A 25,365-nucleotide genomic window follows, 5' to 3' on the forward strand; every position below is an offset into this window, starting at 1 on the left:
ATGCGACCGCTGCGGTGACTGAACCGCTCGCATGCAACCCCAAGGAGAGCATTCCGAACGTGGCTGCCCAAAAGAAGAAGGCACAAGACGAATACGGCGCTTCGGCGATCACCGTTCTTGAAGGCCTCGAGGCCGTCCGCAAACGCCCAGGCATGTACATCGGCTCTACCGGCGAGCGTGGTTTGCACCACCTCGTCTGGGAGGTGGTCGACAACTCGGTGGACGAGGCCATGGCCGGCTACGCCGACCGAGTCGATGTGCGACTACTGGACGACGGCAGCGTCGAAGTCGCCGACAACGGGCGAGGTATCCCGGTCGCCATGCATGCCACCGGTGCCCCCACCGTCGACGTGGTCATGACCCAACTGCACGCCGGCGGCAAGTTCGGCGGCGAGAACAGTGGCTACAACGTCAGTGGCGGTTTGCACGGCGTCGGGGTGTCGGTGGTGAACGCCCTGTCGACCAGGCTCGAGGTCGACATCAAACGCGACGGCCACGAGTGGTCGCAGTTCTATGACAAGGCGGTGCCCGGCACGCTCAAACAGGGTGAGGCCACCAAGAAGACCGGCACTACCATCCGGTTCTGGGCCGACCCCGACATCTTCGAGACCACCGAATACGACTTCGAGACCGTCGCGCGCCGGCTACAGGAAATGGCATTCCTGAACAAGGGCCTGACCATCAACCTCACCGACGAGCGGGTCGCCCAGGACGAGGTGGTCGACGAGGTCGTCAGCGATACCGCCGAGGCGCCCAAGTCCGCCGAGGAAAAGGCGGCCGAATCCAAAGGGCCGCACAAGGTTAAGCACCGCACCTTCCATTACCCGGGCGGGCTGATCGATTTCGTCAAACACATCAACCGGACAAAGAGCCCCATCCAGCAGAGTGTCGTCGCCTTCGAAGGCAAGGGCGAGGGGCACGAGGTCGAGATCGCAATGCAGTGGAACGGCGGCTATTCGGAGTCGGTGCACACCTTCGCCAACACCATCAACACCCACGAGGGCGGCACCCACGAAGAAGGGTTCCGCAGCGCGCTGACGTCGGTGGTGAACAAGTACGCCAAAGACAAGAAGCTGCTCAAGGAAAAAGACGCCAACCTCACCGGCGACGACATTCGTGAGGGCTTGGCGGCCGTCATCTCGGTCAAAGTCGCCGAACCGCAGTTCGAGGGCCAGACCAAGACCAAGCTGGGCAACACCGAGGTCAAGTCGTTCGTCCAGAAGGTCTGCAACGAGCAGCTGACGCACTGGTTCGAGGCCAACCCGTCGGAAGCCAAAACCGTTGTGAACAAGGCGGTTTCGTCGGCGCAGGCGCGTATCGCCGCCCGGAAGGCGCGAGAGTTGGTGCGCCGCAAGAGTGCTACCGATCTCGGCGGGCTGCCCGGCAAGCTGGCCGACTGCCGCTCCACCGATCCGCGCAAGTCGGAATTGTATGTGGTGGAAGGGGACTCGGCCGGTGGTTCGGCAAAGAGCGGTCGCGACTCGATGTTTCAGGCGATACTTCCGTTGCGCGGCAAGATCATCAACGTCGAGAAGGCCCGCATTGATCGGGTGCTGAAGAACACCGAAGTCCAGGCGATCATCACCGCCCTGGGCACCGGTATTCACGACGAGTTCGACATCAGCAAGCTGCGCTACCACAAGATCGTGCTGATGGCAGACGCCGACGTGGACGGCCAACACATCTCGACGCTGTTGTTGACGTTGTTGTTCCGGTTCATGCGCCCGCTCATCGAGAACGGGCACGTATTCCTGGCGCAGCCGCCGCTGTACAAACTGAAGTGGCAACGCACCGAACCGGAGTTCGCCTACTCCGACCGCGAACGCGACGGTCTGCTCGAGGCTGGACTGAAGTCGGGCAAGAAGATCAACAAAGAAGACGGCATTCAGCGCTACAAGGGTCTGGGCGAGATGGACGCAAAGGAGTTGTGGGAGACCACCATGGACCCGTCGGTGCGGGTGCTGCGGCAAGTCACCCTCGACGACGCCGCTTCGGCCGACGAGCTGTTCTCGATTCTGATGGGTGAGGACGTGGACGCGCGCCGCAGCTTTATCACCCGCAATGCCAAGGACGTTCGCTTCCTAGACGTTTAACCAGTCCGCCTTCGATCAAAACGAGGAATAGATGACTGACACGACGTTGCCGCCTGGTGACGACTCGGTCGACCGCATCGAGCCGGTCGACATCCAGCAGGAGATGCAGCGCAGCTACATCGATTACGCGATGAGCGTGATCGTCGGCCGAGCGTTGCCCGAGGTGCGCGACGGGCTCAAGCCGGTGCACCGCCGGGTGCTGTATGCCATGTACGACTCCGGCTTCCGCCCCGACCGCAGCCACGCCAAGTCGGCGCGCTCGGTCGCCGAGACCATGGGTAACTACCACCCGCACGGCGACGCGTCGATTTACGACACCTTGGTGCGCATGGCCCAACCGTGGTCGCTGCGTTATCCGTTGGTCGACGGGCAGGGCAACTTCGGCTCGCCGGGCAACGACCCGCCAGCCGCCATGCGGTACTGTCTGGCCGGAGATGCGTTGGTACGGTTGCCATTCGGGCGTTCAGTGCGGATCGGTGATGTTGTTCCGGGCGCGCGGCCGAATTCGGATAATGCCGTCGATTTCAAGGTCCTCGACCGGCACGGCGACCCCGTTGCGGTTGACCGCTTGTTCCATTCCGGCGAGCATCAGACCTATACGGTGCGTACGGCCGAAGGCTACGAGGTCACCGGCACCGCCAACCACCCGTTGCTATGCCTGGTCGACGTCGCCGGCGTACCGACGCTGCTGTGGAAGCTGATAGAGGAAATCCGCCCCGATGATCACGTGGTTGTTCAGCGGACCCCGCCAGTCGAGTTCGGTCCGGCAGACGTGCATGACGGCATGGAAGCGCTGCTGTTGGGAGCCTTCATCAGCGAGGGTTTCGTGTCCAACACACGTGCCGGGTTCAACAACCTCGACCCGGACTACTTCGACATGGTGGTCGCCGCATACGACGCGGTGGTCGGTGGCCGGCGCTACACGTCGTCTCGGACCATCGCCTCTGGTTCGACACTGTTCGAGCTCGATATTCACAATCTCACTGAATTGCAGAAGACGCGACTGCGTGACCTGAGTGGTCAACGGTCGGCCGACAAGTCAGTTCCAGAGTGGATGTGGCACGCCCCTGCCGCCATCAAGCGAGTGTTCTTACAGGCGCTCTTCGAGGGAGATGGATCCTGCTCTAGGCTGCCGCGCAACACGATTCAGATCTCGTACTCAACGCGCAGTAAGCAGTTGGCCGTCGACGTACAACAGATGCTGCTCGAATTCGGGGTGGTCTCGCGGCGCTATCTGCATGCCGTCGGCGAGTACAAGGTCGTCATCACCAATCGTGCGCAAGCTGAATTATTCGCCAGTCAAGTCGGTTTCGGCGGCGCCAAGCAAGCCAAGCTCACCACGATCCTGTCGTCCATGCCGCCATGCGCCGGCATGGACAGCGATCACGTCCCGGGGCTGGCCCGGTTTATCCGCCGGCATTGCGGCAGCCGGTGGGTCGATAAGGAATGGCTGCGAAAGCACAACATCGACCGCCTTTCGCGGTGGCGGCGCGACGGCGACGAAATCCTTTCGCACATAGCCGATCCGGATGTGCGTGCGATTGCGACCGACCTCACCGACGGCCGCTTCTATTACGCACGCGTCGCCTCGGTGACCGAAGCCGGCGTCCAGGCTGTCTACAGCTTGCGTGTCGACACCGACGATCACGCCTTCCTCACTAACGGATTTGTAAGCCACAACACCGAAGCGCGGCTGACTCCGCTAGCCATGGAGATGTTGCGCGAAATCGACGAGGAGACAGTCGATTTCATCCCGAACTACGACGGTCGGGTACAGGAGCCGACGGTACTGCCCAGCCGGTTCCCCAACCTGTTGGCCAATGGGTCCGGCGGGATCGCGGTCGGCATGGCCACCAACATCCCGCCGCACAACCTGCGCGAACTCGCCGAGGCGGTGTTCTGGGCGCTCGACAATTACGACGCCGACGAAGAAGCGACGCTGGCCGCGGTCATGGAGCGGGTCAAAGGCCCCGACTTCCCCACCTCTGGACTGATCGTCGGATCCCAGGGCATTTCCGATGCTTACAAGACCGGCCGCGGTTCCATCCGGATGCGCGGAGTCGTTGAAGTAGAAGAGGATTCACGCGGCCGCACCTCGCTGGTGATCACCGAGCTGCCGTATCAGGTCAATCACGACAACTTCATCACCTCGATCGCCGAGCAGGTTCGGGACGGCAAGCTGGCCGGCATCTCCAACATCGAGGACCAGTCCAGCGACCGGGTTGGCTTGCGCATCGTCGTCGAGATCAAGCGCGACGCGGTGGCAAAGGTGGTGCTGAACAACCTCTACAAGCACACCCAGCTGCAGACCAGCTTCGGCGCCAACATGCTGTCCATCGTCGACGGGGTGCCGCGCACGCTGCGCCTCGACCAGATGATCCGCTACTACGTCGAGCACCAACTCGACGTGATCGTCCGGCGCACCACCTACCGGTTGCGAAAGGCCAACGAGCGGGCCCACATTCTGCGCGGTCTAGTCAAAGCGCTCGACGCGCTCGACGAGGTCATCGCGTTGATTCGGGCTTCGGAAACCGTCGACATCGCCCGGCAAGGCTTGATCGAGCTGCTCGACATCGACGAGATCCAGGCCCAGGCCATCCTGGACATGCAGCTGCGGCGACTGGCCGCACTGGAGCGCCAGCGCATCGTCGACGACCTGGCCAAGATCGAGGCCGAGATCGCCGATCTGGAAGACATCCTCGCCAAGCCCGAGCGGCAGCGAAAGATCGTGCGCGACGAACTCGCCGAGATCGTCGAAAAGCACGGCGACGACCGTCGTACCCGGATCATCGCGGCCGACGGTGACGTCAGCGACGAGGACCTGATCGCCCGCGAGGACGTCGTCGTCACCATCACCGAGACCGGCTACGCCAAGCGGACCAAGACCGACCTGTACCGCAGCCAAAAACGCGGCGGTAAAGGTGTGCAGGGCGCCGGCCTCAAGCAGGACGACATCGTGCGGCACTTCTTCGTGTCCTCAACCCACGACTGGATCCTGTTCTTCACCACCCAGGGCCGGGTGTACCGGGCCAAGGCGTACGAGTTGCCCGAGGCGTCGCGCACCGCACGCGGCCAGCACGTCGCCAACCTGCTGGCCTTCCAGCCCGAGGAGCGCATCGCCCAGGTCATCCAGATCAAGAGTTACGAGGATGCGCCGTATCTGGTGCTGGCCACTCAGAACGGGTTGGTCAAGAAGTCCAAGCTGACCGACTTCGACTCCAACCGCTCCGGCGGCATCGTGGCGATCAACCTGCGCGACAACGACGAACTGGTGGGCGCAGTGCTGTGTTCCTCCGAAGAGGACCTGCTGCTGGTCTCGGCCAATGGCCAGTCCATCAGATTCTCGGCCACCGACGAGGCGCTGCGGCCGATGGGACGCGCCACCTCGGGCGTGCAGGGCATGCGGTTCAACGCCGACGACCGGCTGCTGTCGCTGAACGTGGTGCGCGAGGGCACCTATCTGCTGGTCGCCACGTCCGGGGGCTACGCCAAGCGCACCGCGATCGAGGAGTATCCGGTCCAGAACCGCGGCGGCAAGGGCGTGCTGACGGTCATGTACGACCGGCGGCGGGGCCGGCTCGTCGGCGCGTTGATCGTCGACGACGACAGCGAGCTGTACGCGATCACCTCTGGAGGCGGCGTCATCCGCACCGCGGCGCGCCAGGTCCGCAAGGCCGGACGGCAGACCAAGGGCGTCCGGTTGATGAACCTGGGCGAGGGCGACACCTTGTTAGCCATCGCACGCAATGCCGAGGAAAGCGGCGACGAAAGCGTGGACGGCGAGGACGAGTCGAGTAGCTAACCGGTGACAGGAAAACCCGGGCAACTAGACTCAGCCACTTGAGTACATACGTTAGGAGCCCGGGGTGACTTCACCGAACGAGGCGGGCGCCCCCAATCGGGGCGACAACCCGAATGGGGATGGCTCGGTCGATCGTGCCGGTGCGCACCGCGCCGCGACCGGGCCCGGCCGCATACCCGATGCCGCAGACTCACCGCCATGGCAGCGCGGTGGTGCCCGGCCGGCTCAACAACCGCAACGTCAAGCGGCCGATCCGCCCACCGACGTACGCCCGCCGTCGAGCATCGATGCCCGGCTGAACCGCTTCATTTCGGGCACGTCGACGCCGTCGGCCAGCCAACCACCACCACCGCCGGCCAAGGAGCCCGAGGCCCTGCCGGCGCGCGCCGAGAAACCGCCGGCTGAGGCGTATGCCAGCGAATTGCCCGATCTGTCCGGACCCACGCCGCGCCCGTCGGCACCGCGAAAGGCGGAGACGGCGACGGCATCGGGCGGGGGGCGAACCGCGACCGCCGAGGCCCGCGAGGGCCGCGAGTCGCGGGTGCAGGTGTCGTCGCGGCGGGCGCGGGGGCCGGTTCGGGCGAGCATGCAGATTCGGCGGATCGATCCGTGGAGCACGCTGAAGGTTTCGCTGTTGCTCTCGGTTGCGTTGTTCTTCGTCTGGATGATCGCGGTGGCGTTCCTTTACCTGGTGCTGGGCGGCATGGGTGTGTGGGCCAAGCTGAACAGCAACGTCGGCGACCTGCTGAACAACACCAGCGGCAGCAGCGGCGAACTGGTCTCCAGCGGCACCATATTCGGCGGGGCGGTGCTGATCGGATTGGTCAACATCGTGTTGATGACCGCGATGGCCACCATTGCGGCGTTCGTCTACAACCTGACGACCGATCTGATCGGCGGTATCGAAGTGACGCTGGCCGACCGCGACTAGCGTTGGATGCGTGGCGACCCGCAGCGCCCGGCTCCGCCGGGCTAGCGATCGCCACGGCGTTTTGGGGGTCGGGCGGCGATTGCGGTAATCTCGTCGCTCGGCGCAAGCCAGTACGGGCCTATAGCTCAGGCGGTTAGAGCGCTTCGCTGATAACGAAGAGGTCGGAGGTTCGAGTCCTCCTAGGCCCACGACCATGAACCCGTTGAGACGTCGCATCAAGATTGCATTGCCGCTGGCAGCGATCGCTGCGGTGGCGCTGGTAGTGCGATCGCGGCGCGACGTCGAAGTTTGGCACATGGCCGAAGATGCACCCTCGGATCCCATCGTGAATCACCAAGAGGGGCCTTAGCTCAGTTGGTAGAGCACCGCCTTTGCAAGGCGGGTGTCAGGGGTTCGATTCCCCTAGGCTCCACAAATTTTTCGTCGAGATTGCCGCCAGGGTCGTGGCTCAGCGAAAATCACAGCCGCCACGGCAATCTCGGCGCGAAAAACTCAAGGACGCGGCTGCACCTCGACGCTCGGCGGCAGCCGCGACGGGTCCTTACGAACCGAGCGCCGCACAATGCTGAAGGCGATGGCACCGCCGCCGACCACGGCAACGGCGGCCCCGGCGATCACCCACGGCCGCTTACTGCGGCGCTGCCTGCGGCGCGCATCCTGAATCACCTGCGGCAGGCTGGCCACCACTTCCTGCGCAGCGGCCAGCTCAGCGGCAATGCTGTCCTGGGCGGCCGCAATCTCGCGCGCCAGCCGGCCTTCGCGGTAGCGGCGGCGAAGCTCGGATGCGGTCGAGTGCGCGGATTGGACGCTGAGCCCGACCACGCCTCGGGTGACATCCACCGGTCCCACCGCCGAGTAGGTCAGGCCGCGGGTCAGTCGCTCCCGCGGGGTCAACCGGATTTCCGCCTTAGCGCTCATCTGCCGCCTTTCGCTTGCGTCAAGTACCTAGCACACCATAAAGACGCCGGCGTGCCTATGGTGCGAACGCCGCACCCGGTGTGGCCTCGCCCAGACGCAATGGCAGACTGTGATCCCGTGACTAACAGCCCCATTCAGACCGCAACCGCCACGCTGCACACCAATCGCGGAGACATCAAGGTCGCCCTGTTCGGAAACCACGCGCCCAAGACCGTCGCCAACTTCGTGGGCCTGGCGCAGGGCACCAAGGAGTACTCGACCCAGAACGCGTCGGGCAGCCCCTCGGGTCCGTTCTACGACGGCGCGGTCTTTCACCGGGTGATCCGGGGCTTCATGATTCAGGGTGGCGACCCGACCGGCACCGGCCGCGGCGGCCCGGGTTACAAGTTCGCCGACGAGTTCCACCCCGAGCTGCAGTTCGACCGGCCCTACCTGCTCGCGATGGCCAATGCGGGTCCGGGCACCAACGGCTCGCAGTTCTTCATCACCGTCGGCCCGACCCCACACCTGAACCGGCGCCACACCATTTTCGGTGAGGTCACCGACGCGGATTCGCAGCGTGTCGTCGACAGCATTTCCTCGACCGCCACCGACGGCAACGACCGCCCCACCGAGCCGGTGGTCATCGAGTCGATCACGATCTCCTAGACGAACCTCACCGCTTAGCACCGCCGGCGTAGCCGGCGTCGGTGAGGGCATCGAGCACTTGCAAGGGATCGGTACCCAGATCCCAGCGGGACAGGATGAACAGTCCCCCGCCCACCGTTTCGATCTCAAGCAAGCGCACCGTGCGCCCATGGCGGCGGAATTCGGTGATCCGGATGATCTTGATTTGACGCCGTTGCAATAACTGCGTCCGCAGCCACCCGCCGATGGCCAGACCATCGGGCGTAATTGCCAGCTTCGGTCGCGCGCGCCACGATGCGCCGGCAAACAAGATCAGACCCAGTGCGGCAATTCCGGCCAGCACGCGCCCGGGCGGGTCTGTGACTAGAGTCACAGCGGCGATAGCCATCACAACGCCGGCGGCGCCGCAACCAGCGATTCCCGCAGCAGGGGGCGCCCACTCAGTTTGCTGCATACGCTGTCTAGACCCTCCCACCACCGCGGATACAACTATCCACAGACGCTATCAACAGTGGGGATAAATCACACGCGTGTGATTGGGTGGCCCGAAGGTTGCTGGCTCAGTAACAATGCGACCCCAAGATGAATTCATTACGTCGGCGTCAACCGTCAGTGCCACCGCATCGTGAGCAACAATCCGGTGATCATGAAAGCGAACGCGATCGCGTAGTTCCACGGGCCGAGTTCGGCCATCCAGTGCAAGGCCGTCGGGGCATTGTTGCCGACGGCCGCCAGCTGGAACACCATCAGCCAGACCAGCCCGATCAACATCAGACCGATGAACAAAGCGACGAACCACACGCTCGAGGGTCCGGCCTTGACCTTCACCGGCGTGCGGCTGACCGCGCTAACGGTGAAATCACTCTTCTTACGGACCTTGGACTTCGGCATCTGCTACCTCTGGTTACGGTTGCTGCTGGCGGTATAGCTTGGCTACGAGACTAACCCAACCGGCCCGCCTACCAGGAAACGGAGACACCGTGCGCAACGCGGCGAACGACAAGCGCCGCTCGCCGTGGCGCTTCGGCGTCCCCCTGGTGTGCGTGCTGGCCGGGCTGCTGCTGGCCGCGACGCACGGGGTGTCCGGCGGTGCCGAAATCCGCCGCAGCGATGCACCGCGGCTGGTGGACCTGGTTCGTCAGGCGCAGTCGTCGGTCAGCCGCCTCAATGCCCAGCGCGAAGCGCTGACCAAGAAGATCGACGCCGCACACGGCCGGTCCTCGGACACCCAGTTGGCGGCCATGCTCAAGCGATCCGCCGAGCTGGCCGCCGAGGCGGACATGAATCCGGTGCACGGCCCCGGCCTGGTCGTGCGCCTGGAAGACGCACAACGCGACGCCAACGGCCGCTTCCCGCGCGACGCCTCCCCCGACGACCTCGTGGTGCACCAGCAGGACATCGACGGCGTCATCAATGCGTTGTGGAGCGCCGGTGCCGAGGCGATCCAGATGCAGGACCAGCGCATCATCGCCACGTCGGTGGTGCGTTGCGTCGGCAACACGCTATTGCTCAACGGCCGCACCTACAGCCCGCCTTACACGATTACCGCCATAGGTAACGCCGGCGCCATGCAAAGCGCACTCGCCGCGTCGCCACTGGTCACGCTCTACAAGCAGTACGTGGTCCGCTTCGGGCTCGGTTATCGCGAAGAGGTCAAGTCCGACGTGCAGATCGCCGGCCACTCCGAGCCCGTCCAGCTGCACTTCGCCAAGCCTGCGGGTCCCATCGGATACTAAGCGCGCTGATCCGTGACGGTACCCTGTCACGATGCGGATCCTCGTCGTCGACAACTACGACAGCTTCGTGTTCAACCTGGTGCAATACCTCGGCCAGCTGGGCGTCGAGGCCGAGGTGTGGCGCAACGACGACGACCGGCTCGCCGATGAGGCCGCCATCGCCACCCAGTTCGACGGCGTCCTGCTCAGCCCCGGTCCGGGCACACCGGAGCGTGCGGGTGCGTCGATCAACCTGGTCCGCGGCTGCGCGGAGGCGCGCACGCCACTGCTCGGGGTGTGCCTCGGACACCAGGCCATCGGGGTTGCGTTCGGTGCCACCGTGGACCGCGCGCCGGAGTTACTGCACGGCAAGACCAGCAGCGTCTATCACACGAATATCGGTGTGCTGCAAGGACTTCCGGATCCGTTCACGGCAACCCGCTACCATTCACTGACGATCCTGCCGGAGTCGCTACCGGCCGAACTCGAGGTCACCGCCCACACCCGCAGCGGTGTGATCATGGCCGTGCAGCACACCACGCTGCCCATCCACGGCGTCCAATTCCACCCCGAATCCATCCTCACCGAGGGCGGACACCGGATGCTGGCGAACTGGCTGGCGTACTGCGGATGGGCGCGCGACGACACCCTGGTGCGCCGGCTGGAAAACGAAGTCCTCACGGCGGTTCGGCCGCACATCCCGGCCTCGACGAGCCCGGCCGGGGCTACTGACCGAACTTCAGCGTGATAATGCCGTCGCGGTTCACGCCGGAACCGGCCGAGGGGCTCTGGTAGACGATCCGGTTGTGCTGGGAGCCGCCGGCGTCGACGTCGGCGCCCTTGTCCAGCACCCCGGTCCAGCCCAGCGCACGCAACCGCGGCTCGGCGTCGGTCCAGAACATGCCGGACAGGTCGGGCATCACGAACTGGTTGCCCTTGGACACCTGCAGCTCGATCACCGAATCGACCGGAACCGTAGTGCCGGCCGGCGGATTGGTGCCGATCACGTCGCCGGCCGGTTTGGGGCTGTCCACCGACGCCTGGCTGAACTTGGTGAAGCCGTAGACGTTGAGATTGTTCTGCGCCATCTCGACGGTCTGGCCCGCGACGTCGGGGATCTGCTTGGTCTCCGGTCCAGAGCCGACGATGATCGTGATCACGTTGGTGATCGCCGACGTCTGATTGGCCGGCGGGTTGGTGCCGATCACCTTGCCCGCCAGTTCCGGGGTCGACGGCGAATTGGCCTGCTTGAATTTGCCGAATCCCGCGGCGGTGAGCTTCTTGACGGCCTCGGCGTAGGTCAGTGACGAGACGTCGGGCAGCTCGCGCTGTTCGGGGCCGGTGGAGACGTTGATGGTGATCTCGTCGCCGGCGCCCACCGACGAGTTGGCGCCTGGGTCGGTGCCGATGACGTGGTCGGGCGGGATGGTCGAATCCGGCTTCTGCAGCGTCCGGGTTTTGAAGCCCCTGTTCTGCAGGGCGGCGATCGCGTCGGCGGACGCCTGCCCGCGCACGTCGGGCACCTGAATGTTGCGGGTGTTGCCGCCGAAGGTGTTGATGGCGATGAAGACGGCGACGGTCAGGACCGCCAAGACCGCGACGACGGCGACCCACCGGCCCACCGAACCGGCGTTGCGGTCGCGGCTGCCGACGTCGTACGGCTGCCGGGGCAGCGGGTCGGTGCGCGGGCCGCTGAGGCTTCCGCCCGACGACGACAACATCGAGCGCCGTTCGGCACCCGTGAGGACTTTGGGAGCCTCCGGGGGTTCGCCGCTATGCACTCGAATCAGGTCGGCGCGCATCTCCGCCGCGGTCTGGTAACGGTTCTCCGGGTTCTTGGCCAGCGCCTTGAGCACGACGGCGTCCAGATCGGCCGAGATGCCCTCGTGGCGTTCCGACGGCGGGATCGGGTCTTCCCGCACATGCTGGTAGGCGACCGACACCGGCGAATCACCGGTGAACGGCGGCTCACCGGTCAGAACCTCGTAGAGGACACAGCCCAGCGAATAGACGTCCGAACGCGCGTCTACCGGGTCGCCGCGGGCTTGCTCCGGGGACAGATATTGGGCCGTCCCGATAACCGCCGCCGTTTGGGTGACGCTGTTGCCGCTGTCGGCGATCGCGCGGGCGATGCCGAAATCCATCACCTTGACCGCGTTGGTGGTGCTGATCATGATGTTGGCCGGCTTGACGTCGCGGTGGATGATGCCGTTCTGGTGGCTGAAGTTCAGTGCCTGGCAGGCGTCGGCGATGACCTCGATCGCGCGTTTGGGCGGCATCGGGCCCTCGGTGTGCACGATGTCGCGCAAGGTGACGCCGTTGACGTATTCCATGACGATGTAGGGCAACGGCCCGGCCGGCGTCTCGGCTTCGCCGGTGTCGTAGACCGCCACGATCGCCGGGTGATTCAAGGCTGCGGCGTTCTGCGCCTCACGCCGAAAGCGCAGGTAGAAGCTCGGATCACGGGCCAAGTCGGCACGCAGCACTTTGACCGCGACATCGCGGTGCAGCCGCTGGTCGCGGGCGAGGTGAACTTCGGACATGCCCCCGAAACCGAGGATGTCGCCCAGCTCGTAGCGGTCGGACAGGTGCCGAGGGGTGGTCATCGCGTTATCTCGTATCGGGCCAGCGACGCGCGATGCTGCAGTGTCAATGCGGCGTCGGCCGGGCTCAGTTCCTGACGTCCAGGAATACCCGCTTCTTCGCCATCCGTCCAATTGAAGGCCGGGCCCTGTCCCGACGGCGTCTTGGTCACCGGAGGACCACCGGTGTCGGTGACCGTCGGCGGCTGTTGTTGCTGCGGGTTGTCGGCGCCGGAATTGATGACGATCAGCACGGCGATGATGATCGCCAGTGCACCCAGCACCCCGGCCGCCCACAGCAGCGCGCGCTGCCCAGACGAGAAGGTGCGTCGCGCCGGCGGCGGCCGCCGGCTCGTCGTCGCCGGGCGCGACCGGCGCGGCGGTGGTGTCCGGCTGCTGGGCGTCGCCGCCACCCGAGCCGGGGTGGCCGACGGGATGGCGGCCGGGGCGGCCCGGCCGGCCGGTGGGCTCTGGCTGGGCCGGGGCGGCCGGCGCCCGGCCCGCACCGCGGCTACCGCGTCGGCGAACGGTCCGCCACTGCGATACCGCTGAGCGGGATTCTTCACCAGCGTGATCTCGATGAGCTCACGCACATTCGGTGGCAGGTCCGGCGGCAACGGCGGCGGGGGCTCCTTGATGTGCTTCATCGCAACCGTCAAAGCACCGTCGCCAGTGAACGGCCGCTTGCCCGAAACCACTTCGTAACCAACGACTCCCAGCGAGTAGACGTCACTGGCCGGGCTCGCGTCCTGACCCAGTGCCTGCTCGGGTGCGATGTATTGCGCGGTGCCCATCACCATGCCGGTTTGGGTAACCGGCGCGGCATCGACGGCCTTGGCGATCCCGAAGTCGGTGATCTTGACCTGGCCGGTGGGGGTGATCAGGATATTGCCCGGTTTGACGTCGCGGTGCACCAGGCCGGCGGCATGCGCGACCTGCAGCGCGCGGCCCGTCTGCTCGAGCATGTCCAGCGCGTGCCGCAGCGACAGCCGGCCGGTGCGCTTGAGGACTGAGTTCAGCGGTTCACCGTTGACCAGCTCCATCACCAGGTAGGCGGTGCGGCCCTCGCCGTCCATCTGGCTTTCGCCGTAGTCGTGCACGCTGGCGATACCCGGGTGGTTGAGCATCGCGGTGGTCCGCGCTTCCGCGCGGAACCGCTCGATGAACTCCGGGTCCGACGAGAACTCGTTCTTGAGCACCTTGACGGCAACTCGCCGGCCCAGCCGGCTGTCCACGGCTTCCCAGACCTGGCCCATGCCGCCGGTGGCGATGAGCCGCTGCAGCCGGTACCTGCCCGACAGCGTCACTCCAACTCTCGGACTCATGCACCCCCCTGCAGTGCGGCTTCGATGACGGCCCGCCCGATCGGCGCGGCGAGCGCACCCCCGGTCGCGGACAGGCGATCGCCCCCGTTCTCCACCAGCACCGCGACGGCAACCTTCGGGGCCTGCGCAGGCGCGAAGGCGATGTACCACGCGTGCGGTGGGGTATGGCGGGGGTCGGTGCCGTGCTCTGCGGTACCAGTCTTGGATGCGATCTGCACGCCGGGGATGGCCCCTTTCTGCTGTGCGACTTTCTCGGCGCCGACCATCAGCTCTGTTAGCTTAGCGGCGACCTGCGGCGACACCGCGCGGCGCTGCTGATAAGGAGCGGTGGTGGTGATGTTGGCCAAGTCCGGTCCCTTGAGGCTGTCGATCAGGTAGGGCCGCATCGCGATCCCGCCATTGGCGATGGTCGCGGCTACCTCCGCGTTTTCCAGCGGAGTCAATGCAACGTCTTTCTGTCCGATACTGGACATACCCAATGCGGCGGCGTCCGGGATGCTTCCGACCGTCGATTCGGCGACCTGCAGGGGAATGGGGCTGGGTGAAGTGTCCAGACCGAATGCCTGCGCCATGCTGCGCAGCGCGTCGGCTCCGGTGAGGATGCCGAGTTGGACGAACGCGGTATTGCAGGATTTGGCGAAGGCTTCGCTCAGCGACACGGTCGGGCCGGGCCCGCACGGGTTGCCGCCATAGTTCTCCAGCATGGCGGTGCTGTTGGGCAGGGGAATCGTCGCCGCCGCCGTCAACTGCTCGGTGTCGTTGGCTCCGGCGGCCAGGGCGGCCGCGGTGGTGATCACCTTGAAGGTCGAGCCCGGCGGGTACGTCTCGGAGATGGCGCGGTTGATCAGCGGGTTGTCCGGGTTGTCACGCAGCGCCTGCCAGGCTTGCGCCTGTACGTCGGGATTGTGCGACGCCAGCAGGTTGGGATCGTAGGACGGCGACGACACCATCGCCAGGATCTTGCCGGTGGACGGCTCCAGCGCGACGACCGCGCCCTTGCAGGGCGGACCGCCGCAGCCCTGCTGCATTGCGTCCCAGCCGGCCTGCTGGATGCGGGGCACGATCGTGGTGTCGACATTGCCTCCGCGTGGGTCGCGGCCGGTGAAGAAGTCGGCCAGCCGGCGGCCGAACAGACGCTCGTCGGACCCGTTGAGCACCGGATCCTCGGCCCGTTCCAGCCCGGCGCTGGAATAGCGCAGCGAATAAAAGCCGGTGACCGGGGCATACACCGCGGGGTTGGGATAAACCCGCAGAAACCGGTAATGACTGTCGGTGGCCATCGAATAGGCCAGCAGCTGACCGCCGGCGGTGATCTGGCCGCGCTGACGGGAGTACTCGTCGAGCAGGACCCGCTGATTGCGGGGGTCCGCACGTAGCCCATCGGCCGTAAAGACCTGCGTATACGTGGCGTTGAGCAGCAGCAATACGATCAACGCCATCACGGTCACCGAGATCCGGCGCAGCGAGGCGTTCATACCTTCTGGATCACCTCGGTGCCGGCCGCCGCGATCGGCGACGTATTTCGTGGTCGGGTGCGCAAAGGGCGCCGGGCACTGTCGGAGATGCGGGCCAGGATGGCCAGCAACACATAGTTGGCCAGCAGCGACGATCCGCCGTAGGACATCCAGGGTGTGGTCAGCCCGGTCAGCGGGATCAGCTGGGTGACGCCGCCGACCACGATGAACAGCTGAATCGCCAGGGTCGATGCCAGGCCGGCGGCCAGCAGCTTGCCGAAGCTGTCACGGCTGGCGATCGCGGTGCGCATCCCCCGCACGATGATGATCGTGTAGAGCATGAGAATGGCTGCCAGCCCGACCAATCCGAGTTCCTCGCCGAACGCCGCGATGATGAAGTCCGTCGATGCCGCCGGCACGGTGTCGGGCTGGCCGTTGCCCAGCCCGGTTCCGAAGATGCCGCCGGTGGCGAAGCTGAACAGCGACTGCACGCTTTGATAGCCGGCGCCGTCCGGGTCGGCGAACGGATCCAGCCAGGTCTGCACGCGCACGCGGACATGGGCGAATAGGTAGTACGCCACCACACTTCCCGCGGCGAACAACACCAAGCCGATGAGGACCCAACTGAACCGCTGCGTGGCCAGATAAACCACCACCAGAAACGATGCGTACAGCAGTAGCGACGTACCGAGATCCTTCTCGAAGACCATCACGCCCACGGAGATCACCCAGGCCGCCAGGACCGGCGCGAGGTCGCGCGGACGGGGCAGGGTCATGCCCATCAGGTGCTTGCCGACGCTGGTGAACAGGCCGCGCTTGGTCACCAGCACGGCCGAGAAGAAGATTAGTAGCAGAATCTTGGAGAACTCGGCGGGCTGAATTGAGAAGCCGGGCAAGCGAATCCAGATCTTGGCGCCATTCTGCTCGGACAGCGACCGCGGCAGCAGCGCGGGGATCGCCAGGAACACCAGGCCCGTCAGGCCGCAGATGTAGCCGTAGCGGGCAAGCTGGCGGTGGTCCTTGAGGAACGTCACCACCAGCGCGAAAGCGGCCACGCCGACCAGCGTCCACAACATCTGCTGGTTCGCGCTGGGATGACCATGCCGGCCGACCTCGGTGTCGACCAGGTCGAGCCGGTGGATCATCACCAGGCCGAGCCCGTTGAGCAGGGCCACCACAGGCAGCAGCAGCGGATCGGTATACGGAGCGAAACGTCTGATGGCCAGGTGCGCGAATCCGAACAGCGTCAAGAAGGCCAGCCCGTAGCTGAACAGGTCCCAGTGCAAGCCGCGCTCCTGGTTGGCCTCAACGATCAGCAGCGCCGCAATGGTGATCACCGCCGCGAAGCACAACAGCAGCAACTCCGCGTTGCGCCGCGTCGGCAGCGGAGGTGTCACCGTTACCGGCGGCTGCAGCTGCGTGGTCATGCCGCCGCCCGGCAATCAATGCCCGGCTGCGGTGGGGGTGGGGGAAGCGCGGTGACGGTCGACGAACTAGTGGTGGGCGACGTCGTGGGGGATGTAGGCGAGGCCGGGGAGGTGGTGCCGGGGCCCGGAGCGGTTGGGGTTCCGCTGGAAGAGGGGGTTGGAGTAGTGGTGGACGCTGGCGAAGAGGTCGGGCTGGGAGTCTGCGGGCCGGTGGTCGCCGGGGCGGTTGTCTCGGGCGGCGACGTGGCCCGCGGCGCCGGACAGGGCGGCAATAAAGAGTTGGCGGCCAATTCCCGCAACTGCCCGATGGCGTCGTCCAGGGTGCCGGTCGGAAGCCCGGCCTGAACCTGCGCGCGTTCCGGAGGACGCAAATCCTCCAGCTTCATCAGGTGGCAGTCCAGGTGGCCTCCGGCTTGGCCGTAGCTGACCTGGGAAAGTTCGTTGCGAGCGTTGAGGCAGCCCAGCAAGTACGGCTCATGCAGCGACATGCCTAAGAGCGAACCCTGAATGCCGCGCATGATTGCGACGGTGCCGTTGTATTCGGCGACGTAATAGTTGCTCCGGATGACCGTGCGCCCGATGAAAAGTCCGGCCACCACGACGAGCACCACCAGGGCCACCACCAGGCCGATTCGCCGCCGCGACCACCGGGGCCGGCTGAACGTCTCGATCTGCGGCGGGACGCGTTTGGCGACTTCCTTGCGGGCGCTGATGGCCGACGCCCGACCCGCGGCGGTGTTGGGCAGCGTCAGTTGGTCGTCGTCACCGGAGACCGCGCCGGCCAGGATCGGTTGCGTTTGGCCGTACTCGTAGTCGACGACGTCCGCGACCACCACGGTGACGTTGTCCGGGCCGCCACCGCGCAGCGCCAATTCGATAAGGCGGTAAGCACTTTCGGCGACGTCGGGAATCTGCAGCGCCTCGGCGATGGTCTCGTCGCTCACCGGGTCGGACAGCCCGTCGGAACACAGCAGATAGCGGTCGCCGGCGCGCGCTTCGCGCATGGTCAGCGTGGGCTCGACTTCGTGGCCGGTCAGCGCCCGCATGATCAACGAGCGCTGCGGATGGCTGTGCGCCTCTTCGGCGGTGATTCGGCCTTCGTCGACCAGGGTTTGGACGAAGGTGTCGTCCTTCGTGATCTGGGTGAGCTCGCCGTCGCGCATCAGGTAGCCGCGTGAGTCCCCGATGTGTACGAGGCCGAGCCGATTGCCGGCGAACAGGATCGCGGTGAGCGTAGTCCCCATGCCCTCGAGATCGGGCTCCGCCTCGACCTGGGCGGCGATGGCCGAATTGCCGGCGCGCACGGCGGCATCGAGCTTGGCCAGCAGATCGCCGCCGGGCTCGTCGTCATCGAGATGGGCCAGGGCCGCGATCACCAACTGGGAGGCCACCTCGCCGGCCGCGTGACCGCCCATCCCGTCGGCGAGGGCCAACAGGCGCGCGCCGGCATAGACGGAGTCTTCGTTGTTCGCACGTACCAAGCCGCGGTCGCTGCGGGCGGCGTATCTCAGGACCAGGGTCACGGGCGCAGCTCCTCCGCATCGCTGCGTCCCCCGCCAGCGGGTGGTACCCCCACCGCATCGTCGCCAGCGCGGGTCACGGGCGCAACTCGATTGCTGTCTTGCCGATTCGAACCGGCGTACCTATCGGAACTCGTACCGCAGTCGTCACCTTCGCCCTGTCAAGGTAAGTGCCGTTGGTCGATCCTAAGTCCTCGACGTACCATTCCGAGCCGCGCTGAGACAGCCTGGCGTGCCGCGTCGAGGCGTAATCGTCGGTCAATACCAACGTCGAGTCGTCAGCGCGCCCAATCAACACCGGCTGCCCACTCAATGTGATGCGGGCGCCGGTCAGCGCCCCCTCGGTTACCACCAGATAGCGCGCCACATCTCTGCTCTGGCGCGACGGCAACAGCGTGCCGCGCAGAGCCAGCCCGCGGCGCACCATGACGGCTCCGGTCGGTGCATAGATATCGGTACGCAAAATCCGTAGCACCGACCAGATGAAAATCCACAACAGCATTAAAAATCCGGCACGCGTCAGCTGCAGTACCAACCCCTGCATCTGGCGTCCTTTCCGTCCTGGCGCTGTCCACCCCGCGCCCGTCACGAGCGAGCACATCAGCAAAGTCACGATACTTTGATGGTGAGCGACGTGGCGTCAAGCGCGGCAGCTTTGCGCCCAGCGGGTTCAGTGAATCCGGACGATGATCTCGGAATGGCCCAAGCGGATCACGTCGCCATCAGCCAATTGCCACTCCTGCACCGGCGCGTTATTGACCGTGGTGCCGTTGGTGGAATTCAAGTCCGATAGCAGCGCGACCTGTCCGTCCCAGCGGATTTCGAGGTGACGGCGTGAGACGCCGGTGTCGGGCAACCGGAACTGCGCGTCCTGCCCGCGCCCGACGATGTTGGAGCCGTCGCGCAATTGGTAGGTGCGGCCGCTGCCGTCGTCGAGCTGGAGGGTGACCGAAAGCGCTGAGGACCCGTAGCCGCCCTGCCCGTAGCCGCCGTAGCCGCCGCCCTGGCCGTAGTCGGGCGCCGGAGGCTGACCGTAATCGGGCGCCGCCGACTGGCCGTAGTCGTAGTCGCTGCGGGCCGGCTCGGCGTATCCGCCCTGCGGGGCGTATCCGCCTGGCGCCGCGGTTTCGGCGTATTGGGTGTAGTCGCCGCCCTGGCCGTAGTCCTGGCGACCGTATCCGCCGCCACCCTGCTGGTAGCCCTGGTCGTACCCGCCGCCCTGATCGGGGTAGGACGGTTGCTGCGGCTCCGGAGCTGCCGGGGGCGCTGCATAGCTCTGTTCCTGGCGAGCCGGCTCACGGCCGTAGTCGCCGTAACCGCCGCCATAGCCGGGCTGGCCACCGCCTTGCGGGGCGCCCTGTGGAGCGCCCTGTGGCGATCCATAGCCACCGCCTTGGCGGTAACCCTGGTCATAACCCTGGTCGTAGCCTTGACCGCCATAGCCGGCGGGCGGACCCGCGGGCGGTCGTTGCTCATACGACTGCTGGTAGCCACCCTGCTGGCCCGGGTCTTGGTAGCCGCGCTGGTCCTGGTAGCCACCTTGATCGGGGTAGCCGCCCCGCTGATCCTGGTAGCCGCCGTGTCCCTGGTCCTGGTAGCCGCGCTGGTCTTGGTAGCCGCCCTGGTCGGGGTAGCCGCCGCGCTGGTCTTGGTAGCCGCCCTGGTCGGGGTAGCCGCCGCGTTGGTCTTGGTAGCCGCCCTGGTCGGGGTAACCACCCTGGTCCTGGTGCGGCGGGTAACCCTGCTGGGGCGGGTAGCCGCCTTCCGGTGGGTACCCCGGTGCGCCTTGCGGGCCCGGGCCCCCGCGCGGGTCCTCCTGGGGACGCGCGTAGCGCTCGTCGTAGTACTCGTCGGGTCGCCCCTGCCCCTGACCGCGGTAGCTCGGATTGTCAGTCATCGGTCGTACTCCTGGTTCTGCGGCATACGCATGATTTGATTGTGGCCGGGCGAAATCGGTGACTGTCGGGCGGGGCTCGACGTCGGGGTTAACCGCCCCGCGGGCGCGGAGCTGGCCAGTGTGTAGGTTCGGTGACTGCTCGAATCGGACGACCACCTCACCATACGTTTGCCACCCCTGTTCTTGGATATAGTCCGCCAGGTATCGAGCAAAAGCGCTCGACGTGAGATCCGGGTCAGCGCCCAACTTCTCGAAGTCGTGCACACTGAGGGTAATGATGTATTCGTTGGGCGCCAAAAGGCGATTTCCCTGCAGCGAGTGCACGCCGTCGGCCGCTTCGCGGCGCAACAGTGCTTCGACCTCCTGCGGCACGATCGACCCGCCGAACATCCGGGCAAACGCATCTCCTACGGTCGCTTCGAGTTTGCGCTCGATGCGCTGAACAAGCCCTTTCTGGCTACCCATTTTTCAGCGCTCGCCCCACTCGTCCTGGATTTCACCGGCGCAAGGCAAACGACTCGCCCGCGTGTCGTGTCAATTAAGCATGCTATCGGGACACTGCGACGATGCGGCACCGTGAGAATCCTGAGAATCGGATCGAGACTGTTCAGAGATCTCTGGCCGCGGGACTGCCGGGCAATGCCCGCCGCAGCGGCTGGGGCGCGCGGCTACTACAGTGGTATGGTCCTCCGGTTGTTCGGGCGAGTGGCGGAATGGCAGACGCGCTGGCTTCAGGTGCCAGTGTCCTTCGGGACGTGGGGGTTCAAGTCCCCCTTCGCCCACCAGCTTCATGAGTTACAGAAACCCCGGCCATCGGCCGGGGTTTCTGTTGCTTGCGTCGAGATTGCCCTGAGGGTCGTGGGTGGGCCTCCGATCACGACCCTCAGGGCGATCTCGGCGACGGCCTATGCCCCAGGTGGATCCTCTATATCCGAAGCGTCGCTGCATATGGCGTACTACGCTGCCTTTACCCGACAGCGGAAATGGCCGCGCGACCTTTCTTTCACGGCGCGACGATTGGGACGATGAGGAGGATGTCCACATAGCCGGTCGAATTGCTGACGCGCCAGGCAACGGCGCAGGCGGTCTCGGAAATCACGCTGACCTGAGGCCGCCGACACTGTCGGCAGTGATTCGCCCCCCACGGTCATGAGCGAAGGCTCGGTCCTCTCACCCACGCCGTATGTCTTCAGCGGCAAGACGCAGACGACACACGGAATGGTGCTGGGCAGGTTCCTGCCGCCCCATGCCGGACACGTATACCTTTGCGAGTTCGCGCGCCGCTGGGTAGACGATCTGACGATCATCATCTCGGTACAGGCCGGCGACCCGTTTTCGGGCACTCAACGCCTGGCCTGGATGCAGGAACTGTTCCCCTTCGACCGCGTGGTCTATCTCGCCAGCGAGAACCCGCAGCAGCCGTCGCCGCACCCCCCCTCCTGGGACGTCTGGAAGGTATGGCTGGAGGAGGTCCTGCCAAGGCGACCCGACTTCGTCTTCTCGTCGGAGCCCTACGGCGCGGAGTTCGCCAAAATCTTCGGGGCGCGCTTCGTGTCGGTCGATCAGCCGCGCTCCATCGTTCCGATCAGCGCGACGCGCATCCGCGCGGACCCGTTTGCCAACTGGCAGCACATCCCCCGCTGTGTGCGCCCCGCATTCGTGAAGCGGGTCAGCGTCCTGGGACCGCAATCCACCGGGAAGAGTGCCCTCGCACGAGCGCTGGCCGAAAGACTCGGCACGAGGTGGGTTCCGGAGTGGGCGAGGGTACGGGAAGCCCTGGCCGCCGATTCGCCTGCGGAACTGGATTGGGCCGAAATCGTTCGCGGACAAATCGCTTCCGAGGAAGCTTTGGCCCGCGATGCCGATCGCGTGCTCATCTGCGACACCGATCCGCTGGCGACCGCGATGCGGGTCGAGTTGCTGCTGGGCAGCTGCCCCCCGGGGCTTCGCGAAATAGCCAGGCGCCCTTACGATCTCACCCTCCTCACCGCCCCGGACCCCGATACCGGCGAGTTCTTCGCGCATTGTGAGCGCGCACTTCGCGAGGCGGGCCGACCCTTCATGGTGGTCAGCGGCAGTACCGAAGAGCGGATTGCGACGGCTTTGCACGCTGTCGAAAAGCTGGCGACTTCCGGGCAGCCATGCCGACCGTGAATCAAGACCAAGCCAGCTATCCCGACAAGATCGACGCCAGACTGTGGCGGATAGCCGGAGTGTGCGTCCTGGGCTCCTTCATGAACCTGTTGGACACCACCGTCGTCACGGTCGCACAACGCACCTGGGTCGCCACCTTCGGCTCGAGCCAGGCCATCGTCGGCTGGACCATTACCGGTTACACGCTCGCCTTGGCCGCCGTGATCCCGTTATCAGGCTGGGCCGCCGACCGTTTCGGCACCAAGCGAATCTTCGTGGGCTCAGTTCTGGCCTTCACCCTGGGCTCACTGCTGTGCGCGGTAGCGCCGAACATCACCCTGCTGATCGCGGCCCGGGTGGTGCAGGGCATCGGCGGTGGCCTGCTCACCACGCTCACCCTCACTATCGTGAACCGCGAGGCAGGCCCGAAACGCGTCGGCCGGGTGATGGCCGTGTTGGGGATCCCCGTCGTGCTCGCCCCGGCCTTCGGTCCCGTAGTTGGCGGTTGGCTCATCGACAGCTACAGCTGGCAATGGATCTTCTGGGTCAATCTGCCGGTCGGCGTGGCCGCAATCGGCCTCGCCGCGATGGTGCTACCCAGCGACGACCCGGCGCCGCAGGAAACCTTCGACGTCATCGGAATGCTGCTGCTCTCACCCGGCCTGCCGGCCCTGCTGTACGGGATGTCAGAAATCCCCAGCCGCGGCACCATGGCGGACCGTCATGTGTGGATTCCGGTGGCCACCGGTACGGCGTTGATCGGCGGGTTCGTGTTCCATGCCCTGTACCGCACGAACAAACCGCTCATCGATCTGCGTCTGTTGACCAACCGGGCGTTCACACTCACCAACGCGGCGATGTTCTTCTACATCGTCTCGACTTTCGGCGCCTCGGTACTGTGGCCCAGCTACTTCCAGCAGCTGCTCAACTACACGCCCCTGCAAGCGGGACTGGGCGTGGTTCCCCGCGGGATCGGCGCCGCGGTGACGATGCCGCTGGCTGGGATGTTGATGGACAGGCGCGGCGCGCGCGAAATTCTGTTCATCGGCGGCACGCTGATCGTGGCTGGTATGGGCGTCTTCGCCTATGGCGTAGTCGGCCGGCAAGAGGCGCTGCCGGCTCTGCTGGCCGGTCTGACGATCGTCGGGCTGGGTATGGGCGCCACCCGGATGCCGCTGGTCGCGGTAGCAATGCAGACGCTGGCTCCGCATCAGATGGCAAGAGGTTCCACGCTGATCAAGGTCAACCAGCAGGTGGCCGCCGCGGTGGGCGCGGCGCTGATGTCGGTGATTTTGACCAGCCAGCTCAACCGCGAAAACGCTGCCGGCGCGAACCCGTACGACCTCTCGCACGCTTACGGCGTGGCGTTTGTGACGGCGATCGTACTGGCGGCGCTGACCTTCATACCGCTGGCCTTCATGTACAAGCGGCCGGAAGCCACCACCCTGCGGCACACCGAGCAGCCCAGCGGGCAGTCGTCGACTGGTGTGCGCTAGGCCCAGCCCGCCGTGGCGCCTAAAGCGTGCCGGCTGAGCAGCGCGCCGTTATCCTCATCGTCGACAACCGAAGGAGCCGCTGAGTTGGACATCGATCCCGCCGCCACCGCGTGGCTACTGGCCAGCACCGCGCTCGTGCTGCTGATGACGCCCGGGCTGGCGATCTTCTACGGCGGCATGGTGCGCACCACCGGGGTGCTCAACATGATCATGATGAGCTTCATCTCCATACCGCTGGTCACCGTGGCGTGGCTGCTGGTCGGCTACACGCTGGCGTTCTCCGACGGCGGCGGGGGCGGCTACCCCAGCGGCTTTATCGGCGGACTGGCCCACGTCGGCATGCGCGGGATCGGCCCGGACACCGCGCACGGAACGGTGCCCGAACTGCTCTACGCCACCTTTCAGTTGACCTTCGCGATCATTACCGCTGCCCTGATCAGTGGTGCCATCGCCGATCGTGCCAAGTTCGCGGCCTGGATTGTGTTCGTGCCGATCTGGGCGGTGGCGGTGTATTCCGTTGTGGCGCACTGGGTGTGGGCGCCTACCGGCTGGCTGTCGAAGATGGGTGTGCTCGACTACGCGGGCGGACTGGTCGTCGAAATCGTCTCGGGCGCCTCGGCGCTGGCGCTGGCCGTGGTGCTGGGGCCGCGCATCGGTTTCAAGACCGAGGCCATGCGACCGCACAACCTGCCGTTCGTCTTGCTCGGGGTGGGCTTGTTGTGGTTCGGCTGGTTCGGGTTCAACGCCGGTTCGGCGATGGCCGCCAACGGATTGGCGTCGGCGATCTTCCTCAACACCTTGGTCGCCGGATGCCTGGGCATGCTGGGCTGGCTTTCGGTGGAGCAGTTCCGCGACGGCAAACCCACCACTTTCGGTGCGGCCTCGGGAGTGGTTGCCGGCCTGGTGGCGATCACGCCGTCGTGCGGCGAGGTGAACACCCTGGGTGCCGCGGTCGTCGGACTGGCGGCCGGAATCGTCTGCTCTTTCGCCATCCTGGTGAAGTTCAAATTGAACTACGACGACTCGCTGGACGTCGTGGGCGTGCACTTCGTCGGCGGCGTGGTCGGCGTGCTGCTGATCGGGCTGTTCGCCACAGCGGTGATGACGCACGGTCCGAAGGGCCTGCTCTACGGCGGCGGACTGGGACAACTCGGCAAGCAGACCCTGGCGATGGCGGTAGTCGGCCTGTACGCGTTCGCGGTGACGTACGTGCTGGCCATGCTGATCCAGCGTTTCATGGGTTTCCGGGTCAGCCGCGAGGACGAGATCAGCGGCGTCGACCTGACCCAGCACGCCGAAACGGCCTACGCCGAGGGCGTCGAGGGACATCAGGTGCTGCGCCGCCCGTTACTCGGTGAGCGCGACGCATCTCGCCCCCGCGCAGATATCGACGAAGAACGCTGAACCTCCCGCGCCGCGGCTGAATGGTTTCCATCACCCACCAA

General features: G+C 65.7%; 19 protein-coding genes and 3 tRNA genes. 12 read left to right on the forward strand and 10 right to left on the reverse strand.

Features of this window, described 5'->3' with window-relative positions; all coding sequences use genetic code 11:
• Nucleotides 1–59 precede the first annotated feature (59 nt).
• From gyrB to BST12_RS08025, 5 genes are all read left to right on the forward strand, one after another.
• Nucleotides 60–2,093 carry a DNA topoisomerase (ATP-hydrolyzing) subunit B gene (gene gyrB / locus BST12_RS08005; protein WP_083112664.1) on the forward strand — a complete coding sequence of 678 codons (2,034 nt, stop codon included), beginning with the start codon at nucleotides 60–62 and terminating at the stop codon, nucleotides 2,091–2,093.
• 31 nt (nucleotides 2,094–2,124) lie between these two features.
• Nucleotides 2,125–5,895: an intein-containing DNA gyrase subunit A gene (gyrA, locus tag BST12_RS08010; RefSeq protein ID WP_083112581.1), complete on the forward strand. Its 3,771-nt coding sequence runs from the start codon at nucleotides 2,125–2,127 to the stop codon at nucleotides 5,893–5,895.
• A gap of 64 nt (nucleotides 5,896–5,959) precedes the next feature.
• The gene (locus tag BST12_RS08015) at nucleotides 5,960–6,826 is read left to right on the forward strand and encodes a DUF3566 domain-containing protein (RefSeq protein ID WP_083112582.1); all 867 of its coding nucleotides are present in this window, start codon (nucleotides 5,960–5,962) and stop codon (nucleotides 6,824–6,826) included.
• 114 nt (nucleotides 6,827–6,940) lie between these two features.
• Nucleotides 6,941–7,014, forward strand: a tRNA-Ile gene (locus BST12_RS08020).
• A gap of 151 nt (nucleotides 7,015–7,165) precedes the next feature.
• Nucleotides 7,166–7,238: transfer RNA gene (locus BST12_RS08025), tRNA-Ala, on the forward strand.
• A gap of 80 nt (nucleotides 7,239–7,318) precedes the next feature.
• On the opposite strand, the gene cwsA is transcribed toward BST12_RS08025, so the two are convergent.
• Nucleotides 7,319–7,744, reverse strand: coding sequence for a cell wall synthesis protein CwsA (gene cwsA / locus BST12_RS08030; protein WP_083112583.1), 426 nt, complete (start codon nucleotides 7,742–7,744; stop codon nucleotides 7,319–7,321).
• A gap of 117 nt (nucleotides 7,745–7,861) precedes the next feature.
• Between cwsA and BST12_RS08035 the strand changes: the two genes are divergently transcribed.
• Nucleotides 7,862–8,392, forward strand: coding sequence for a peptidylprolyl isomerase (locus tag BST12_RS08035; protein ID WP_211281232.1), 531 nt, complete (start codon nucleotides 7,862–7,864; stop codon nucleotides 8,390–8,392).
• A 7-nt stretch (nucleotides 8,393–8,399) separates the two neighbouring features.
• Here BST12_RS08035 and BST12_RS08040 read toward each other — a convergent pair whose 3' ends face one another.
• Both BST12_RS08040 and crgA read right to left on the reverse strand, forming a co-directional pair.
• Entirely contained in the window at nucleotides 8,400–8,825 is a 426-nt protein-coding gene (locus BST12_RS08040; RefSeq protein ID WP_083112585.1) for a PH domain-containing protein, read from the reverse strand.
• Nucleotides 8,826–8,980: 155 nt separating this feature from the next.
• Entirely contained in the window at nucleotides 8,981–9,262 is a 282-nt protein-coding gene (gene crgA, locus BST12_RS08045) for a cell division protein CrgA (protein ID WP_083112586.1), read from the reverse strand.
• An 89-nt stretch (nucleotides 9,263–9,351) separates the two neighbouring features.
• On the opposite strand from crgA, the gene BST12_RS08050 reads away from it, so the two are divergent.
• Both BST12_RS08050 and BST12_RS08055 read left to right on the forward strand, forming a co-directional pair.
• Nucleotides 9,352–10,107, forward strand: a complete 756-nt coding sequence (locus tag BST12_RS08050) for a DUF881 domain-containing protein (protein WP_083112587.1) — start codon at nucleotides 9,352–9,354, stop codon at nucleotides 10,105–10,107.
• Nucleotides 10,108–10,138: 31 nt separating this feature from the next.
• Nucleotides 10,139–10,834 (forward strand): aminodeoxychorismate/anthranilate synthase component II, encoded by a 696-nt coding sequence (locus BST12_RS08055; protein ID WP_083112588.1) that lies wholly within the window; start codon nucleotides 10,139–10,141, stop codon nucleotides 10,832–10,834.
• Here BST12_RS08055 and pknB read toward each other — a convergent pair.
• From pknB to BST12_RS08090, 7 genes are all read right to left on the reverse strand, one after another.
• Entirely contained in the window at nucleotides 10,812–12,692 is a 1,881-nt protein-coding gene (gene pknB, locus BST12_RS08060; RefSeq protein ID WP_083112589.1) for a Stk1 family PASTA domain-containing Ser/Thr kinase, read from the reverse strand. The genes BST12_RS08055 and pknB overlap by 23 nt on opposite strands.
• Nucleotides 12,689–13,993 carry a serine/threonine-protein kinase gene (locus tag BST12_RS08065; protein ID WP_083112590.1) on the reverse strand — a complete coding sequence of 435 codons (1,305 nt, stop codon included), beginning with the start codon at nucleotides 13,991–13,993 and terminating at the stop codon, nucleotides 12,689–12,691. The genes pknB and BST12_RS08065 overlap by 4 nt, the downstream gene beginning before the upstream one ends.
• Nucleotides 13,990–15,468, reverse strand: a complete 1,479-nt coding sequence (gene pbpA / locus BST12_RS08070; RefSeq protein ID WP_083112591.1) for a D,D-transpeptidase PbpA — start codon at nucleotides 15,466–15,468, stop codon at nucleotides 13,990–13,992. Before pbpA ends, BST12_RS08065 begins: the two co-directional genes overlap by 4 nt.
• A complete protein-coding gene (locus BST12_RS08075; protein ID WP_083112592.1) occupies nucleotides 15,465–16,874 on the reverse strand; it encodes an FtsW/RodA/SpoVE family cell cycle protein in 1,410 nt (469 codons plus the stop codon). Before BST12_RS08075 ends, pbpA begins: the two co-directional genes overlap by 4 nt.
• Nucleotides 16,871–18,397 carry a PP2C family protein-serine/threonine phosphatase gene (locus tag BST12_RS08080; RefSeq protein ID WP_083112593.1) on the reverse strand — a complete coding sequence of 509 codons (1,527 nt, stop codon included), beginning with the start codon at nucleotides 18,395–18,397 and terminating at the stop codon, nucleotides 16,871–16,873. Before BST12_RS08080 ends, BST12_RS08075 begins: the two co-directional genes overlap by 4 nt.
• A 73-nt stretch (nucleotides 18,398–18,470) precedes the next feature.
• Complete coding sequence (locus tag BST12_RS08085; protein WP_083112594.1) at nucleotides 18,471–18,938, reverse strand: FHA domain-containing protein FhaB/FipA; 468 nt, start codon at nucleotides 18,936–18,938, stop codon at nucleotides 18,471–18,473.
• A gap of 126 nt (nucleotides 18,939–19,064) precedes the next feature.
• Nucleotides 19,065–20,756, reverse strand: a complete 1,692-nt coding sequence (locus tag BST12_RS08090) for an FhaA domain-containing protein (protein ID WP_083112595.1) — start codon at nucleotides 20,754–20,756, stop codon at nucleotides 19,065–19,067.
• A gap of 234 nt (nucleotides 20,757–20,990) precedes the next feature.
• Between BST12_RS08090 and BST12_RS08095 the strand changes: the two genes are divergently transcribed.
• The 4 genes from BST12_RS08095 (at nucleotide 20,991) to BST12_RS08110 (ending at nucleotide 25,324) form a co-directional block, all read left to right on the forward strand.
• A tRNA-Leu gene (locus tag BST12_RS08095) sits at nucleotides 20,991–21,076 on the forward strand.
• A gap of 433 nt (nucleotides 21,077–21,509) precedes the next feature.
• A complete protein-coding gene (locus BST12_RS08100; protein ID WP_083112665.1) occupies nucleotides 21,510–22,445 on the forward strand; it encodes an AAA family ATPase in 936 nt (311 codons plus the stop codon).
• Nucleotides 22,433–23,920, forward strand: coding sequence for a DHA2 family efflux MFS transporter permease subunit (locus BST12_RS08105; protein ID WP_083112596.1), 1,488 nt, complete (start codon nucleotides 22,433–22,435; stop codon nucleotides 23,918–23,920). Before BST12_RS08100 ends, BST12_RS08105 begins: the two co-directional genes overlap by 13 nt.
• Nucleotides 23,921–24,064: 144 nt before the next feature.
• Nucleotides 24,065–25,324, forward strand: coding sequence for an ammonium transporter (locus BST12_RS08110; protein WP_245850144.1), 1,260 nt, complete (start codon nucleotides 24,065–24,067; stop codon nucleotides 25,322–25,324).
• Nucleotides 25,325–25,365 lie beyond the last annotated feature (41 nt).

The sequence above is a fragment of the Mycobacterium angelicum genome (genome assembly GCF_002086155.1).
Lineage (GTDB): Bacteria > Actinomycetota > Actinomycetes > Mycobacteriales > Mycobacteriaceae > Mycobacterium > Mycobacterium angelicum.

Excerpts from the sequence above, each read along its gene's own strand:
- gyrA (WP_083112581.1), top strand. The coding sequence starts at position 2,125 with ATGACTGACACGACGTTGCCGCCTGGTGACGACTCGGTCGACCGCATC.
- cwsA (WP_083112583.1), bottom strand. The coding sequence starts at position 7,744 with ATGAGCGCTAAGGCGGAAATCCGGTTGACCCCGCGGGAGCGACTGACC.
- BST12_RS08040 (WP_083112585.1), bottom strand. The coding sequence starts at position 8,825 with ATGCAGCAAACTGAGTGGGCGCCCCCTGCTGCGGGAATCGCTGGTTGC.
- crgA (WP_083112586.1), bottom strand. The coding sequence starts at position 9,262 with ATGCCGAAGTCCAAGGTCCGTAAGAAGAGTGATTTCACCGTTAGCGCG.
- BST12_RS08055 (WP_083112588.1), top strand. The coding sequence starts at position 10,139 with ATGCGGATCCTCGTCGTCGACAACTACGACAGCTTCGTGTTCAACCTG.
- pknB (WP_083112589.1), bottom strand. The coding sequence starts at position 12,692 with ATGACCACCCCTCGGCACCTGTCCGACCGCTACGAGCTGGGCGACATC.
- BST12_RS08065 (WP_083112590.1), bottom strand. The coding sequence starts at position 13,993 with ATGAGTCCGAGAGTTGGAGTGACGCTGTCGGGCAGGTACCGGCTGCAG.
- pbpA (WP_083112591.1), bottom strand. The coding sequence starts at position 15,468 with ATGAACGCCTCGCTGCGCCGGATCTCGGTGACCGTGATGGCGTTGATC.
- BST12_RS08075 (WP_083112592.1), bottom strand. The coding sequence starts at position 16,874 with ATGACCACGCAGCTGCAGCCGCCGGTAACGGTGACACCTCCGCTGCCG.
- BST12_RS08085 (WP_083112594.1), bottom strand. The coding sequence starts at position 18,938 with ATGCAGGGGTTGGTACTGCAGCTGACGCGTGCCGGATTTTTAATGCTG.
- BST12_RS08090 (WP_083112595.1), bottom strand. The coding sequence starts at position 20,756 with ATGGGTAGCCAGAAAGGGCTTGTTCAGCGCATCGAGCGCAAACTCGAA.
- BST12_RS08100 (WP_083112665.1), top strand. The coding sequence starts at position 21,510 with ATGGTGCTGGGCAGGTTCCTGCCGCCCCATGCCGGACACGTATACCTT.
- BST12_RS08105 (WP_083112596.1), top strand. The coding sequence starts at position 22,433 with ATGCCGACCGTGAATCAAGACCAAGCCAGCTATCCCGACAAGATCGAC.
- BST12_RS08110 (WP_245850144.1), top strand. The coding sequence starts at position 24,065 with ATGACGCCCGGGCTGGCGATCTTCTACGGCGGCATGGTGCGCACCACC.